The sequence below is a fragment of the Paraburkholderia sp. J41 genome (assembly GCF_905220235.1).
Lineage (GTDB): Bacteria > Pseudomonadota > Gammaproteobacteria > Burkholderiales > Burkholderiaceae > Paraburkholderia.
In genome coordinates this window covers 377,835-392,428 of the sequence record NZ_CAJMZE010000001.1, presented here as the reverse complement: position 1 = coordinate 392,428, position 14,594 = coordinate 377,835, and the positions used below count along the sequence as shown (strand labels likewise).

The window sequence follows — 14,594 nt, the reverse complement described above, 5'->3', positions numbered from 1 at the left end:
TTATGTGGCTATGCGCTGCGTGCAGCGCCACGGGAAAAAACCCTGCGTTAGAGCGAAACGTTGTCGCGCCCTTTCAATCCCAGCATCGCGCGCGCTTCGGCCGGCGTGGCGATTTCAAACGAAAGCTCCTCCAGAATGCGGCGAATCTTTCGCACCTGCTCCGCGTTCGATTTCGCTTTCACGCCTTTGGAGAGGTACACGCTGTCTTCCAGACCGACGCGCACGTTGCCGCCCAGGATCGCGCCCATCGTGACGAGCGACATCTGGTGGCGCCCCGCGCCCAGCACGGAAAAATGGTAGTTTTCGCGGCCGAACAGGCGGTCCGCCGTCGCGCGCATCACGGCGAGATTTTCCGGGTCCGCGCCAATGCCGCCCAGAATGCCCACGACCGACTGAATGAAGAACGGCGGCTCGACAAGGCCGATATCGACGAAATGCGCGAGGCTATGCAAATGCCCCACGTCGTAGCACTCGAATTCGAAGCGCGTGCCGTGCTCGCGAAACTCGGTGAGAATATTTTTGATGTCGCGAAAGGTATTACGAAAGATCATGTCCTCCATGCCTTCCACGTAGTCCTTCTCCCAGTCGAATCGCCATGAAGTCATTTTGGCCGCGACGGGATGCAGCGAAAAATTCATCGAGCCCATGTTGAGCGAGCACATCTCGGGCTTCGCCACGCGCGCGTAAGCGAGCCGGTCGTCGAGCGACATGCGCGTGCTGCCGCCCGTGGAGATGTTGATGACCGCGTCGGTTTGCGCGGCAATGGCCGGCACGAACTGGCGGAACACCTCGGGCGCGGGCGTGGGGCGGCCGTCGCGCGGGTCGCGCGCATGCAGATGAAGAATGGCGGCGCCGGCCTCGGCGGCTTCGAGCGCCTGCGTTTTGATGTCCTCGGGCGTGAGCGGCAAATACTCCGACATCGAGGGCACATGCGCCGATCCGGTCACCGCGCACGTGATGATGACCTTGTTGCTCGAACGCGATTGCGCGGGAATGGGCATACCTGTCTCCGGAAATTGGCGGTCCGCGCGCGTGCCGTGCGGACCCGTCTCTTGTTACCGGAATAGTAGTGAGATACGATTTCGTGCGTAAGGTCTTTTTCGGACAAGCTGGTGTCCCCGGAGGACACCGAAAGGAACCGCCGTGTCGTCGAAATTTCCGCTCTTGAACGAGCGCATTTACGCGCCTTACAAAATCGCGGCACTGGTCGAAGTGCTGGCCGAGCAAGGCATTGCGCCGGAGGTGAGCCTGAAGGGCAGCGGCGTGGCGCCCGACGAGATTTACGACGCCGCCGCGCTCACTTCCGTGCGGCAATACGCGGCCGTGTGCGGCAACGCCGTGCGCCTGTCGCGCGACCCCGCCACGCCGTTCAAGACGGGCGCGCGCCTTCATCTGGCCGCTTACGGCATGTATGGTTATGCGCTGATGTCGTGTCTTTCGCTGCGCGATTATTTCCGGCTCGGCGTGAAATATCATCGGCTCGCCACGCCGACCCTCACGATCGAATGGCACGAATATCCGGAGACTTCCGTCTGGACGTTCCCCGACGCGTTTTCGTCCATTTTTTCGCACGACGTCCAGCAGTTTTTGCTCGAGCAGCAGTACACGCAGCACGTCACGCATTTGCAGGACGTGGCGGGCCGAAGCTGCCCGCCGATCCTCGCGCGCTTCTCGTATCCCGAGCCGGCGCATGCGGCCGTTTATCCGCGGTATCTGGGCTGCCCGTGCGAATTCGGCGCCGACGAATGCCAGCTCATTTACGACAGCGCGATCCTCGAAATCAAGCCTTATCTCGCGCATCGTCACTCCGCCGCGCTGTTGCAGGAAACCTGCGACCGGCTCATCGGCCAGGCAAAAACGTCGTCGGGGGTTTCGGGCGAGGTGTATCAGGTGCTGATGCGCAAACCCGGAGAATTTCCCAGCATGGAAACGGTCGCCGAAGCCTTGAAGATGACGAGCCGCACCTTGCGGCGGCGTCTGGAATCGGAAGGCACGTCGTTTGTCGCCATCGTCGACGACGTGCGCTGCTCGCTCGCCACCGAATATTTGCGCACGACCCGGCTCAGCACCGACGACGTGGCCATGCTGGTCGGTTTCAGCGACACGGCGAATTTCCGCCGCGCGCTCAAGCGATGGACGGGCAAAGGGCCCGGCGAGATTCGCGACGAGGAGTGAGTTTCCGCTCACGAAAGCCAGCTTCGTGCCGCGCGCGTCGGCGATGCATGGACAGCGTGATCTTGCGCACTTCGAGCTTGCGCTGCGTAATGTGCGCGCGCAGCAGAATGCCGGCTTCGGCAAGCTTCTTTCGCTCGATCGGATTCAATAGCTTCGCGTGCTCGTCGTAAATCGTACTGGTGCGATGCGGTTTCAGGAAGTCGGCCGCCGCACGATGCGTATGCGCTCGGTCACTTCGTCGTGTTTCTCGCAACGACGCGCCGTGCGAGCGCGCCGTTTAAGTCGCCGCTCTGGCGATCGTTGTGCGGTCGAGAATCGCGGTCTGCGCGCTAATGCAGACATCGTGGGGCAAGCGTCGCCGCATCGCATTAGCGGTGGGTGCGCCATCGCCTTCAATGGAACGATCTCGGCGATTTATATAACAACTCGTCGCGCTCATTCCGATCCGCCGGCATGCATTGCCATTGCGCTGATTTATCTGCGCTTGCCTGCGCCAATGAGCGAACGATACGAAATATAAAACCACCGGGGACCGAGCAAGTTCAAACGTGTCAGTTAGAAAACGAACGTTTCTGCCTTGCAGAAAACCCGAATAAAAACGACGCGCGCCTCATCCATTTTCACGAATGAGGCGCGTAAGCGGCTTTGATGAAGCCGCGATTAAATCGCAGTGAACTTAGGCAGCCGGCGTGGCAGCGCCCGTTTCGGCACCGGCCGGCGCCGCGTTGCCCACCGTTGCCGGCGCGGCATTGACGGCTGCCTTTTTCGCTACCGGAGCCTTCCTCGCCGCCGCTTTCTTCGCAACAGCCTTCTTCGCAACGGCCTTCTTTGCCGTGGTTTTCTTCGCGACTTTCCCGGCAACCGTCTTTTGCGCCGCCGCCTTCTTCGCGGGCGCAGCCGCGTTGGCCGTTTTTGCCGCAGCGCCTTCGGGCTTGGCGATCAGGAATTTCGTGCGGTCCTTCGCGCCGGCCAGCCATGCGGGCGCCGGGCCACGGCCGCTCCACGTCGCGCCGCTTGCCGGATCGCGATACAGCGCCGGCTGCGGGCCGCGTGCATAGTTGCCGGCCTTCTTCGCCGCCGCTTTCTTGACCGGCGCAACGGTCTTTGCACCGCCGTCGATCAGAAACTTCGTGCGGTCTTTCGCGCCGGCGATCCAGCCCGGCGCGCGGCCATAACCCGACCACGTTGCGCCCGATTTCGGGTCCTGGTACTTTGCCGCCGGGCCGCTCTTTTTCGCCGCGGCCGAGCCGGGTTTGCGGCCACGACGCTTGCCGACATGCGCTTCGATATCGCCGAGCGTCAGCCCGTGCTTATGCATGAGGTCGCGAATTTTTTCGAGTACGGCAGTCGATTTCGTCGCCGCCAGGGTTTCAGCTTGAGCCTGAAGCTTTGCGATTTTTGCCTGTATCGATTCGAGCGTCGCCATATTCCTGTAGATTCCTTTGTTATTCCCTGTTCAGGAAGTCAGTTAATTTGACGCACTATGCCACATCGAGAGATGAAATGTGGTTTTTTCGCCCTTAAGAAGGCGAAAAAACCACTGCGCCATGATCTGCAACCTGAGTAAACGAACGATTAAACCGATAAGTCTGGTTGCCGATAGTCAGCTCGTTGAAGCCCGAGTTCGTTGCTTCCAGAATCTTTCCGACCATCGCATTCTGAATCACGCCGCAACGCCGCCAGTCAGTTTGCGCTTCGCTCGCGTCGCCGAGATAGACGTCGCTTTTCTCGCTGCGCGAGCGCACCAGGATCAAACTCGCGCCCGCATCGAGCGAGCGCTCCAGATATTCCGATAACGTTGCCAGCGCTTCGGTTGTGGCGTCGATCGACCCACGGCCTGACGAATCCATAAGTGCTCCCTTGTCGTTGCACACCGCTTGCCGCGCGCCGCGTTCCTTCTTGCGTTCCTTCTCGCGTTCCCTTCTCGCATCGTACATGAGTCGCGAACGCTCGGGATCGGCGAAGTTCACACCGGAATCGCATTCGTCGTCCTGGTCAATGAATGCAAAAAAGCCTCGAAAAATTTTCGAGGCTTTTCATTTTCTTTGACTCTTTGCGCGCAAACCGGTCGATTCGCGCGGCGCCGTCATTGTCCGGGCTGTCCCGCCGCTTCCAGAATCAGATCGGCGACTTGCTGCGGATGCGAAAGCAGCGACACGTGGCTCGAGTCGATTTCCACCGTATGCGCTTTCATGCGCTGCGCCATGAAGCGTTCGAGATCGGGGTTGATGGTGCGATCTTGCGTGGACACCGCGTACCAGGTGGGCTTGTCGTGCCAGGCGGCCACCGTCGTTTTCGCCATGGTGATCGCGCGGCCCATCGGTTGCTGAACGGCGAAATACGCTTCGGCCTGCGCCGCGGGCAAGTCGCCCGCGAAGTCCTTCACGAAAGCGGATTCGGAAAGCTTCGCGTAGTCGCCCGACCATTGCAGCCCGGCCGAAGCAGGCGCGGCGGGAAATTTATGCGTGAGCGCGGGGTAATCCTCGCCCGCGTCGGGCGCGCGCGCCGCGATATAAACGAGGCCCGAAACCTTGGGATCGTCGCCGGCCTGCGAGATGACCATGCCGCCGTACGAGTGCGCGACGAGCAGCGTCGGGCCGTCTTGCTGCGCGAGCGCGCGCTTCACGGCGTCGACGTCCGCGTCGAGCGACGTGGTCGGATTCTGCACCGAAGTCACATGCAATCCTTTTGCCTGCAACAGCGGAATGACTTTCTCCCAACTCGATCCGTCGGCGTACAGTCCATGCACGAGCACCACGTTTTTCACGGGCGCGCCGAGTGCGGAATCGGCCCACGCGGCGTGGCCTGCGAGTGCGATCGAGAGCGCGAGCAATGCCTTGGCGGGCAAACGGAATGCCATTTCAATCTCCTGGTAGCGAAACATGTCGAATCGCGCAAGATCGCGCGTCACAGGCACTAACACGGGGAAATACGGGTTATTCCAAAGAATTTTCGCAATGCTTGAAACGAGTCCGAAAGAACCCGGAAAGCGATGTACGTAACCGGTTGCATCCGGTTGCATCCGGTTGCATCCGCCAATATCGTCGGGTGATCGTTTGGCCTTTCCTTGTTTTTTAGTTAGTCATCCCTGGTAATTTGCCGATATCGGCGGTGGCGCGCGACACGAAAGCGCCGAGAATGGCGAACGCGATGCGCTCGCCATTGCGCGGCTGGTTATGTGTACGACGTGGTTTCGCGAATGAAGGCAGGCGAGCGAGCGTTTGGACCTGGCGCCGCCACAGCGCGCGCCAGCGGGAAATGGCTCGGGTCGATGAGTTTGCGTGGAATACGCGCCGCGATGGATGCGCGTGCCTGGTGCGATCTGTCCGCGCACGGACACGATGGCGGGCTACAAGCGTGGGCTACAAGCATGGACAACAAGCGCGCGGCGCCCACGCCCGGCAAGCGGCTAGACGATCGCGCATCCGGAGCCGCTGCAATCTACTACCGGTAAATTTTCGAGGCGACAAGTCGAGCCGATCGAGGCGGCCCGCATGCGGCGGGCGCACCGTTCAAGCCGTCGCGCCTTGCAGCGCTTCCTGGCACAGCACCATCATGCGCTGGACCATCGTGGACGACTCGTTCAGTTCCATGTCGTCGGTAAAAAGGACGGAAACGCTGGAGAGACGCACGGCAACGCCCGCGTCGAGCAAATCGTTCTTCGCGATCTTCAGCGCAAGCTGGCCCAGCCGCACGCGGTCGAGCCAATGCATCGTCACGCCGCCCTTGTTCAGCCAGCGGTGCGTGCAGTCGACCACATGATCGACGCGCCATTCCTGCGTAAGCGCATACGAACCGGCGGCAATCGCCACCATGAAGCACAGCAATTCCGGCCTCGCGCTCGTTGCGTCGGTGAATTCGAGTTTCATCGTGTAACGTCCCTAAATTGCATCTCGCTGATGTCCGCGACGGATTTGACTCTGTTGCGCGCCTCGTCGTTTAGTTCCGCCGGTTACGCTATGTAAGGCCAAAATCGCGCGCGGCAAGCAGCGGTTGTCAAAGGTAGCGCAAACCGGCGCGGCGTGCTCCGGCAACCGACGCGCCGTTCCACAGCATGACGAATCGGCACCGTCGGCCGTGTGGGAGCGAGCACATCGCCGGATCGAAAGCGCGCCTGTCTGCGAACGCGCCCACGCATGCCGAAAGTCGTTCGTAAAAAACACCGCTCCGCCGCCTGGGATTTACCCGAAGACCGCATGTTTTCTTTTTGACTCGCTTCCTTTATTCGTGTCGATTGCGTATCTTGTCTAGACAAGCTGCAAGGCGCCAGTCATCTGCGCCGTTCCGTCAAATTTAGTCCGGTTCAATTACAGGAGTGTCGTCATGCGGGCGAAGTACAGCAAGTTGGCTAGAGGGCTTTTGGGCGCCGCTATCGGCGCCGCGCTGTGCGGCGGCGTCGCGCAGGCGAAGGACGTGACCATCGCGTTCGAAGGCGGCTACGCGCCCTGGAACCTCACGCTGCCCGGCGGCAAGCTGGGCGGCTTCGAGCCGGAACTCGCGGAGAATCTTTGCGCGCGCGCGCAACTCAAGTGCAACTTCGTCGCGCAGGATTGGGACGGCATGATTCCGGGCCTGCAAGCCGGAAAATTCGATGTCCTGATGGATGCGATTTCGATCACGCCCGAGCGCGAGAAGATTCTCGCGCTTTCGAAGCCGTATGCGTCCACGCCCGCGACCTTCGCCGTGACCGACACCAAGATCCTGCCGAAATCGAGCGCCGCGACGCCGCCGCTCACGCTCGGCAACGACGACAAGACGAACGCGCCCGCCGTGCAGGCGCTGCGCACCGCGCTCAAGGGCAAGACCATCGGCATTCAGTCGGGCACGGTCTATACGCGCTTCATCAACGAAAACTTCAAGGACGTGGCGTCGATTCGCGTCTACAAGACCTCGCCGCAGCGCGACCTCGACCTCTCGAACGGCCGCATCGACGCTTCGTTCGACGACGTGACCTACTACGCCGCCAACGCCGACAAGAAAGACGCCACGCCCACCGTCACGGCCGGCCCGCTGATCGGCGGCCCGATCTGGGGTCCGGGCGAAGGCCTCGCGTTTCGCAAGCAGGACACGGCGCTCAAGGCGAAGTTCGACGCGGCGATCACGGCCGCCATCGCCGACGGCACCGTGAAGAAGCTCTCCGAAAAGTGGTTCAAGACCGACGTGACGCCCGCGCACTGAGCGCGCATGCACGGTGCCGGACACCACGGCACGCGTGAGCGCGCGGCATCGGCATGACCCGCCGGTGCCGCGCCAACCCTGGCTTCAAGAGGTGGCGTAATGGCTCTATTGCAAATGCTCGGATTCGGCGCGAACGGCTGGGGCGGCGTGCTGCTCCTCGGCGCGCTCATGACGGTCGCGCTGACGATCGCCGCGCTCGCGATCGGCGCGGTGTTCGGCGCGCTCGTCGCGGCGGCGAAGCTCTCGCGCTTTCGCACGCTGCGCGTGATCGGCGACATCTACACCACGGTATTTCGCGGCGTGCCCGAACTGCTCGTGATCTATCTGTTCTATTTCGGCGGCTCGACGCTGGTTTCCTCCATCGGCCAATGGTTCGGCGCCGACGGCTTTATCGGCGTGCCGCCGTTCGTGATCGGCGCGTTCGCGGTCGGCATGATTTCCGGCGCGTATCAGGCCGAGGTGTATCGCGCGGCCGTGATCGCGGTTTCGCGCGGCGAGCTCGAAGCCGCGCGCGCGATCGGCATGCCCACGCTCGTGATGGCGCGCCGCATTCTCATCCCGCAAGTGCTGCGCTTCGCCCTGCCCGGCATCGGCAACGTGTGGCAGTTGAGCCTCAAGGACTCCGCGCTGATCTCCGTCACCGGTCTCGCCGAATTGCTGCGGGCAAGCCAGGTGGCCGCCGGATCGACGCACGACTACTTCCTCTTCTTCGTGGTGGGCGGCCTGCTCTATCTCGCCATGACGGGCGTGTCGAACCGCGTGTTCGGCCGGGCGGAGGCCGTCGTCGGCCGCTCGTTCAAGCGCAATTTCGCACGCAACTGACACGCCATTCCGGCAAGGCGGCCTCACCATGCATATCGACTTCGATTTCCTTCTCGATACGACGCGCCAGCTCGTTGCCGCGGTGCCCACGACGCTCGGCCTGTTTTTCGCCTCGCTCGTGATCGGCGGCCTGCTCTCGCTCGTGATCGTCACGCTGCGCGTCTCGCCGCACTGGCTGCCCAACCGCTTCGCGCGCGCTTACATTCTCGTGTTTCGCGGCTCGCCGCTGCTCATCCAGATGTTTCTCGTCTACTACGGGCTCGGGCAGTTCGGCGTGATCCGCGAAAGCTTTCTCTGGCCCGTGCTGCGCGAGCCGTATGTGTGCGCCGTGCTGTCGCTCGCGCTGTGCACGGCGGGCTACACGGCCGAAATCATTCGCGGCGGCTTGATGGCCGTGCCGGTCGGGCAGATCGAAGCGGGCTACGCGATCGGCCTTTCGGGCTTTTCGCTGCTGCGCCGCGTGATCGGTCCGATCGCGCTGCGCCAATGCTTGCCCGCCTATTCGACGGAAGCCGTGCTGCTCGTGAAATCCACGGCGCTCGCGAGTCTCGTCACCGTGTGGGAAGTCACCGGCGTCGCACAGCAAATCATTCAGCAGACCTATCGGACGACGGAAGTGTTCATTTGCGCCGCGCTGATTTATCTGTGCCTCAACTTCATCGTGGTGCGCGTGATCGGCCTCGTCGAGCGGCGCCTGTCGCGTCACCTGCGCGCCGCGCCCGCCGCCGCGCCGCGTCCGGCCCCGGCGCTGGAAACGCAGCGCGTCGCGCCGTGACCGCCCTCAATTTTCGGAGAAACGTATGAACGCAGTCGCACCGGTCGCCCTCTCCGTGAGGAACATCCACAAGTCGTTCGGCGAGCATCACGTCCTCAAGGGCATTTCGCTCGACGCGCACGAAGGCGACGTGATTTCGATTCTGGGCGCGAGCGGCTCGGGCAAGAGCACCTTCCTGCGCTGCCTGAACCTGCTCGAAATGCCCGACGACGGCGAAGTCGCGCTCGCGGGCGAAACGCTCAGGATGAAGCGCCGCCGCGACGGCAAGATGCAGCCCGAGGACCGCCGCCAGGTCGACCGCGTGCGCTCGCAGCTCGGCATGGTGTTTCAGAACTTCAATCTGTGGTCGCACATGACGGTGCTCGAAAATCTCATCGAAGGCCCGATGCGCGTGCAAAAGCGCAGCCGCGCGGAAAGCATCGAGGAAGCCGAGGCGCTGCTCGCCAAGGTCGGCCTCGCCGAAAAGCGCGGCCATTATCCCGCGCATCTTTCGGGCGGCCAGCAGCAGCGCGTGGCTATCGCGCGCGCGCTCGCCATGCATCCGAAGGTGATGCTGTTCGACGAACCCACCTCGGCGCTCGACCCCGAACTCGTGGGCGAAGTGCTGCGCGTGATGCGCGCGCTCGCCGACGAAGGCCGCACGATGCTCGTGGTCACGCACGAGATGGGCTTCGCGAAGCACGTGTCGAATCGCGTGATGTTCCTGCATCAAGGTCAGGTCGATTCGGACGGCACGCCCGAAGCAGTGTTCGGCGACAACAAGACGGAGCGCTTCCGCCAGTTCGTATCGAGCCACCAGGACCGCAACGCGCATTGACCGCCGGTTGATGCGCCGGAAGCTTCATTGGATTCATTGCAGGGATTCGCCATGTCAGTCATCCGTTCCGCGCGCCCGCTCGACTGGCGCGACATCTGCGCCGTCGCGGCCGGCGCTCCGCTCGCACTGGCCGCCGACGCGCGCGAGCGCATCGGCGCGGCGCGCGCGCTCGTCGAGCAGATCAACGCGCGCGGCATTCGCGCGTACGGGGTCAACACGGGCGTGGGCGCGTTGTGCGACGTGGTGGTTTCGCAGGCCGAACAGCACGATCTGTCGCACAACATTCTGATGAGCCATGCGGTGGGCGTGGGCGCGCCGCTCGGCGCGCAGGAAACGCGCGCGATCATGGCCGCCGCCGTCAACAACTATGCGCACGGCCATTCGGGCGTGCGCGTGGAGGTGGTCGAGCGGCTCGTCGCGCTGCTCGAAGCCGACTGTTTGCCGGAAGTGCCTTCGCTCGGCTCCGTCGGCTATTTGAGCCACATGGCGCACATCGCGCTCGTGTGCGTGGGCGCGGGCCACGCGCGCTGGCGCGGCGAGCGCGTGAGCGGCGCGCAGGCGCTGCACCGGCTCGGCTTCGCGCCGCTTTCGCTCGAAGCGAAGGAAGGGTTGAGCCTCGTGAACGGCACGCCGTGCGTGACGGGGCTCGCGGCGCTCGCGCTCCAGCGCGCGCACTGGCTGCTCGACTGGGCCGACGCCGTCGCCGCGATGAGCTTCGAGAATCTCGGCGGGCAGATGGCGGCGTTCGACGCGGCGTCGCTTGCGTATCGCGTTTCGCCGGGGCTGGCGCTCGTGGGTTCGCGCATGCGCGCGGCGCTCGAAGGCAGCGGCCTGCTCGCGGCCGCGCTCGGGCGGCGCACGCAGGACCCGCTCAGCATGCGCACGATTCCGCACGTACACGGCGCGGCGCGCGACGTGCTCGCGGCCACCGCCGAAGTGGTGAACCGCGAACTGGCTTCCACCACCGACAACCCGATCGTCGCGGGCACGCCCGACGCGCCGCGTGTGTTCTCGCAGGCGCACGCCGTGGGCGCGTCGATCGCGCTGGCGATGGACGCGCTCGCGGCCGCTGTCGCGCAGGTCGCGGCGATGGCCGAGCGCCGCCTCGACCGTCTCGTCAACCCGCTCGTGAGCGGCCTGCCCGCGTTCCTCGCCGAAGCGAGCGGCACGCGTTCGGGCTTCATGATCGCGCAGTACACGGCGGCCGCGCTGGTCGCGCAGAACCGCCGCGAAGCCGCGCCCGCGAGCCTCGACGGCGGCGTGACCTCGGGCCTACAGGAAGATCACCTGTGCCACGCCACGCCGGCCGCGCTCAAGGCGCTCGCGGTGATCGAGAACAGCAGCCGCATTTTCGGCATCGAGTTGCTCGCGGCCGCGCAGGCCTACGATCTGCAACCGGTCACGGCCGCGCGCGCGCCTTACACCGAAGCGCTCTACGCAAAGGTGCGCGCCGCGCTGCCGCCGTATCGCGACGACCGCCCGCTCGCCGACGACATGAGCCGGGCCTTTCGCATGATCGCCGACGGCGGACCGCCGCCGCTGCCGGACGCGCATCGAACGCCGCTGGCGCCGCTCACGCCTTCGTCGCCGGACGGCTGGACGCCTGTCGAGCCGGTGGCGTTTGCCCATACGCAGACGGCGTCGGCGAATGACGCGATGCCGGGGGTGGTGGGGACGTGAGGGGGCTTCTTCGCCAGCCTGGCTCGGCGCGCGGATACACCGCGAAAGCCCGCGCACGATAGCCGCGCATTGGCGATAAACCGCGCATTGGCCGGCCCGACGCGACTGTGCCCCAAGCCGCGCGTCGTGCCGGTCGTGCCGGTCGCGCCGGTCGTGCCGCGGTCATGATCGGCCGGCTCAAAAGCCGGACCGGCGGCCACCCGGCGGAACTGCATTTCGCGAGCGCGATCCTCTCGCCGTCTCTGCCGCGCTCGCCCTGCCGTTGAGCGGCAGGAAGGCTAACGCGCCGCAATGGGCGGCCCCTCCACCGCTTGCGCGTATGATCGGCGAATCATCGCAACGAACGAAGCCCGATCAATCTCAACGCCCGCAACGGAGGTGGACGTGTCCCGCATCGACGATCGCAGCAACCGTGAGCCCGAAGCGCCCGAAGTCATTCGCGCGTTCTATCACGCCTTCGAGCAGCGCGACGTCGCGCTGCTGCGCAAGGCCGTCACCGAGGACTGGCAGTACATTCCCACGCTCGCGCCCAACAGCGCAGCGCATGGCGCCGAGCAAATGGCCGCCATTTTCGTTCGCATGAGCGAGGCGTTCCCCGACATCCGCATCGAGATTCTCGACGTGGTCGCGAACGCGCAAAAAGTGGGCGTGCGCGCGCAGGTGAGCGGCACGCAAGAGGGCCAACTGTTCGGCATCGCGGGCAGCGCGAAACCCGTGCGTTTCGCGATTCACTCGTTCCACGAACTGCGCGACGGCTTGATCGCGAAAACGTGGCATCTCGAAGACTGGCTTTCCGTGTTCCAGCAAATCGGCGAATTCCCGGGCGCGCAACGCTAAGCCCGAGCGCGGCGCCCGCTCGACGCGCGGCGCTACGCTTGCGGCTTCGAGCCGAGCAGCAGGATGTCGACGAGCCGGCGCGCGCTGTCCTGCCACTCCGGCGCCGACGCCACGTTCGACACCCCCACGAGCGCGCGCAGCAGATCGAGCGGATCGAGGTCCGCGCGCATGTCGCCGTTTTCGATCGCGCGCGTCACCAGCGCCTGAATCGCGCCCTTGATGAGCGCGCCCGACGCCTCGAACACCGGCGTCGCGCCGCCCACGATCGAATTCAACGCGGGCGCGATGATCTTCTTGGTGGCGATGTAATCGACGAATAGCAGCATCCACGCGCGCAGCGCCTCCCCGGGCGGCAGCGTTTGCGCGAGCTGGCGCGCCTCGCGCGCGAGCTTTTCGACTTCGGCCGTGTACACGCCTTCGAGCAGCGCCTCGCGGGTCGGGAAATGCCGGTACAGCGTGCCCGGCCCCACGCCCGCGAGGCGCGCCACTTCATCCAGGCTGATCTCGCCTCCCACGCGCGTGAACGCCTTTTTCGCTTCTTCGAGAATGCGCTCGCGATTGCGCTGCGCGTCGGCGCGCGGCTTCCGTTCTTTTGGCGTCGATTCGGTCTTGGACATCGTCAGGTGCAATCGAAACTTGCAAATGCGGCTTGCAAGCGGAGATTCTCTCCGTTTAGTATATTCACAAAGCGGAGGATATCTCCGTTTCGTCTTTTGATGATAAAAGACTTCACATTATTGCGGAAGGAGAAGCGAACATGGCGCAGAACTTCGGTGCAAAAACCACCACGGACGAGGTGCTCGCGGGCATCGACCTGCATGGCAAGCGTATTTTCGTCACGGGCGTTTCGGCGGGACTCGGCGTGGAAACGGCGCGCGCGCTCGCGGCGCGCGGCGCGCAGGTGGTCGGCGCGGCGCGCGATCTGGACAAGGCGCGGCGCGCCACGGAGGCCGCGCGGCGCGAGGCGCAAGCGGCGGGCGGCAGTATCGAACTGGTCGAACTCGATCTCGCGAATCTCGCCAGCGTGCGCGCCTGCGCCGACGCGCTCGTGGCCGCCGGCCAGCCGTTCGACGTGGTGATCGCGAACGCGGGCGTGATGGCCACGCCGCAGGGCAAGACCGCCGACGGTTTCGAAACGCAATTCGGCACCAATCACCTCGGGCATTTCGTGCTCGTGAACCGCATCGAAAAGCAGATTCGCGACGGCGGCCGCGTGGTGATGCTCGCGTCGTCGGGGCATCGTTTCGCGAACGTCGATCTCGACGATCCCGGCTTCGAGCGCACGCCTTACGACCCGTTCGTCGCCTACGGCCGCTCGAAAACGGCGAACATCCTGTTCGCCGTGGCGTTCGACGAGCGTCATCGCGCGCGCGGCTTGCGCGCCGCCGCCGTGCATCCTGGCGGCATCAACACGGAACTCGCGCGTCACATGGACGAATCGCAGCTCACGGGTTTTCTGGAGCAGATCAACCGCCAGCTTGCCGAGGAAGGCAAGCCGCCGTTCGAGTTCAAGAGCGTGCCCCAGGGCGCGGCGACTTCCGTGTGGGCGGCCGTGGTCGCGCAAGCCGATGAGGTGGGCGGCCGCTATTGCGAGAACTGCCACACGAGCGAAGTCGTTGCCGACGACGTGACGATCACGCCCGTGAGCGAAGGCGTGCGGCACTACGCGCTCGATCCCGAGAACGCCCGCGCGCTGTGGCGCCAGAGCGAGGCGCTAGTCGGCGAGTCGTTCTAAACGCGGCGGCGGCGGGAGCGGGAGCGGCAAGCGACGGGCGTCGATACGCGCATTAGTACGCGGTGGCTGCGCGGCTTCAGGGCTTCGTTCATGGCTTCGTTCGCCGCTTCGTTCTGCGACTTCGTTTTGCGGCCTCGTTTTGCGGCTTCATTCGCGGCTTCGTTTTGCGACTTCGTTTTGCGACTTCGTTTTGCGACTTCGTTTTGCGACTTCGTTTTGCGACTTCGCTCTGCGACTTCGCTCTGCCGCTTCGCTCTGCGGCTTCGTTCTGCCGCTTCATTCGCCGCCTCGCTCGCCGCTTCGTTCGCCGCTTCGTTTTGCGGCTTCGTTTGCGACTTCGTTCTGCGGCCTCATTCGCCGCTTCGTTTTGCGGCTTCATTCGAGGCTTCGTTCTGCGACTTCGCTCTGCGGCCTCGTTTTGCGACTTCGTTCTGCGACTTCGCTCTGCGACTTCGCTCTGCGACTTCGTTCTGCGGCCTCGCTCGCGGCTTCGTTCTGCGGCTCAGTTCTGCGGCCTCGTTCTGCCGCTTCATTCGCCGATTCGAACGCGAATCCCGATGCGCGCGGGGCCTGCA

General features: G+C 64.3%; 14 protein-coding genes and 1 pseudogene. 8 read left to right on the top strand and 7 right to left on the bottom strand.

All coding sequences use genetic code 11. The annotated features are described in order from the left end of the window. Nucleotides 1-47: 47 nt before the first annotated feature. Entirely contained in the window at nt 48-1,001 is a 954-nt protein-coding gene (locus U5805_RS01705) for a 3-keto-5-aminohexanoate cleavage protein (RefSeq protein WP_322101691.1), read from the bottom strand. A 142-nt stretch (nt 1,002-1,143) separates the two neighbouring features. Between U5805_RS01705 and U5805_RS01700 the strand changes: the two genes are divergently transcribed. Next, nucleotides 1,144-2,175, top strand: coding sequence for an AraC family transcriptional regulator (locus U5805_RS01700; RefSeq protein ID WP_322101690.1), 1,032 nt, complete (start codon nt 1,144-1,146; stop codon nt 2,173-2,175). Between the two features lie 6 nt (nt 2,176-2,181). Here the strand turns inward: U5805_RS01700 and U5805_RS01695 are convergent. The 5 genes and pseudogenes from U5805_RS01695 to U5805_RS01675 all read right to left on the bottom strand — a co-directional run. Then, nucleotides 2,182-2,418: pseudogene (locus U5805_RS01695) on the bottom strand (GntR family transcriptional regulator); the annotation flags it as partial. A gap of 433 nt (nt 2,419-2,851) precedes the next feature. Beyond that, nucleotides 2,852-3,493: an H-NS family nucleoid-associated regulatory protein gene (locus U5805_RS01690; RefSeq protein WP_415914516.1), complete on the bottom strand. Its 642-nt coding sequence runs from the start codon at nt 3,491-3,493 to the stop codon at nt 2,852-2,854. 202 nt (nt 3,494-3,695) lie between these two features. After that, on the bottom strand, nt 3,696-4,145 hold the full coding sequence (locus U5805_RS01685) for a hypothetical protein (RefSeq protein WP_322101688.1): 450 nt from the start codon (nt 4,143-4,145) through the stop codon (nt 3,696-3,698). Between the two features lie 116 nt (nt 4,146-4,261). After that, on the bottom strand, nt 4,262-5,035 hold the full coding sequence (locus U5805_RS01680; protein WP_322101687.1) for an alpha/beta hydrolase: 774 nt from the start codon (nt 5,033-5,035) through the stop codon (nt 4,262-4,264). Nucleotides 5,036-5,687: 652 nt separating this feature from the next. Continuing rightward, on the bottom strand, nt 5,688-6,044 hold the full coding sequence (locus U5805_RS01675) for a hypothetical protein (protein ID WP_322101686.1): 357 nt from the start codon (nt 6,042-6,044) through the stop codon (nt 5,688-5,690). Between the two features lie 454 nt (nt 6,045-6,498). On the opposite strand from U5805_RS01675, the gene U5805_RS01670 reads away from it, so the two are divergent. The 6 genes from U5805_RS01670 to U5805_RS01645 all read left to right on the top strand — a co-directional run bounded on the left by U5805_RS01670 (nt 6,499) and on the right by U5805_RS01645 (nt 12,284). After that, the gene (locus U5805_RS01670; RefSeq protein ID WP_322101685.1) at nt 6,499-7,353 is read left to right on the top strand and encodes a transporter substrate-binding domain-containing protein; all 855 of its coding nucleotides are present in this window, start codon (nt 6,499-6,501) and stop codon (nt 7,351-7,353) included. Between the two features lie 99 nt (nt 7,354-7,452). Then, entirely contained in the window at nt 7,453-8,175 is a 723-nt protein-coding gene (locus U5805_RS01665) for an ABC transporter permease subunit (protein ID WP_322101684.1), read from the top strand. A gap of 28 nt (nt 8,176-8,203) precedes the next feature. After that, nucleotides 8,204-8,950: an ABC transporter permease subunit gene (locus U5805_RS01660; protein WP_322101683.1), complete on the top strand. Its 747-nt coding sequence runs from the start codon at nt 8,204-8,206 to the stop codon at nt 8,948-8,950. Between the two features lie 25 nt (nt 8,951-8,975). Then, nucleotides 8,976-9,767: an ABC transporter ATP-binding protein gene (locus tag U5805_RS01655; protein ID WP_322101682.1), complete on the top strand. Its 792-nt coding sequence runs from the start codon at nt 8,976-8,978 to the stop codon at nt 9,765-9,767. Between the two features lie 51 nt (nt 9,768-9,818). Then, nucleotides 9,819-11,447 carry a histidine ammonia-lyase gene (locus U5805_RS01650; protein ID WP_322101681.1) on the top strand — a complete coding sequence of 543 codons (1,629 nt, stop codon included), beginning with the start codon at nt 9,819-9,821 and terminating at the stop codon, nt 11,445-11,447. A 384-nt stretch (nt 11,448-11,831) separates the two neighbouring features. After that, nucleotides 11,832-12,284: an ester cyclase gene (locus tag U5805_RS01645; protein ID WP_322101680.1), complete on the top strand. Its 453-nt coding sequence runs from the start codon at nt 11,832-11,834 to the stop codon at nt 12,282-12,284. 32 nt (nt 12,285-12,316) lie between these two features. On the opposite strand, the gene U5805_RS01640 is transcribed toward U5805_RS01645, so the two are convergent. After that, a complete protein-coding gene (locus tag U5805_RS01640) occupies nt 12,317-12,901 on the bottom strand; it encodes a TetR/AcrR family transcriptional regulator (RefSeq protein ID WP_322101679.1) in 585 nt (194 codons plus the stop codon). A 140-nt stretch (nt 12,902-13,041) separates the two neighbouring features. On the opposite strand from U5805_RS01640, the gene U5805_RS01635 reads away from it, so the two are divergent. Further along, nucleotides 13,042-14,019 carry an SDR family NAD(P)-dependent oxidoreductase gene (locus tag U5805_RS01635; protein WP_322101678.1) on the top strand — a complete coding sequence of 326 codons (978 nt, stop codon included), beginning with the start codon at nt 13,042-13,044 and terminating at the stop codon, nt 14,017-14,019. Nucleotides 14,020-14,594: the final 575 nt, after the last annotated feature.

What these genes read in the sequence shown, in the direction of transcription:
- U5805_RS01705 (WP_322101691.1), bottom strand. Translation starts at nt 1,001, where the DNA reads ATGCCCATTCCCGCGCAATCGCGTTCGAGCAACAAGGTCATCATCACG.
- U5805_RS01690 (WP_415914516.1), bottom strand. Translation starts at nt 3,493, where the DNA reads ATGCATAAGCACGGGCTGACGCTCGGCGATATCGAAGCGCATGTCGGC.
- U5805_RS01680 (WP_322101687.1), bottom strand. Translation starts at nt 5,035, where the DNA reads ATGGCATTCCGTTTGCCCGCCAAGGCATTGCTCGCGCTCTCGATCGCA.
- U5805_RS01675 (WP_322101686.1), bottom strand. Translation starts at nt 6,044, where the DNA reads ATGAAACTCGAATTCACCGACGCAACGAGCGCGAGGCCGGAATTGCTG.
- U5805_RS01670 (WP_322101685.1), top strand. Translation starts at nt 6,499, where the DNA reads ATGCGGGCGAAGTACAGCAAGTTGGCTAGAGGGCTTTTGGGCGCCGCT.
- U5805_RS01665 (WP_322101684.1), top strand. Translation starts at nt 7,453, where the DNA reads ATGGCTCTATTGCAAATGCTCGGATTCGGCGCGAACGGCTGGGGCGGC.
- U5805_RS01660 (WP_322101683.1), top strand. Translation starts at nt 8,204, where the DNA reads ATGCATATCGACTTCGATTTCCTTCTCGATACGACGCGCCAGCTCGTT.
- U5805_RS01655 (WP_322101682.1), top strand. Translation starts at nt 8,976, where the DNA reads ATGAACGCAGTCGCACCGGTCGCCCTCTCCGTGAGGAACATCCACAAG.
- U5805_RS01650 (WP_322101681.1), top strand. Translation starts at nt 9,819, where the DNA reads ATGTCAGTCATCCGTTCCGCGCGCCCGCTCGACTGGCGCGACATCTGC.
- U5805_RS01640 (WP_322101679.1), bottom strand. Translation starts at nt 12,901, where the DNA reads ATGTCCAAGACCGAATCGACGCCAAAAGAACGGAAGCCGCGCGCCGAC.
- U5805_RS01635 (WP_322101678.1), top strand. Translation starts at nt 13,042, where the DNA reads ATGGCGCAGAACTTCGGTGCAAAAACCACCACGGACGAGGTGCTCGCG.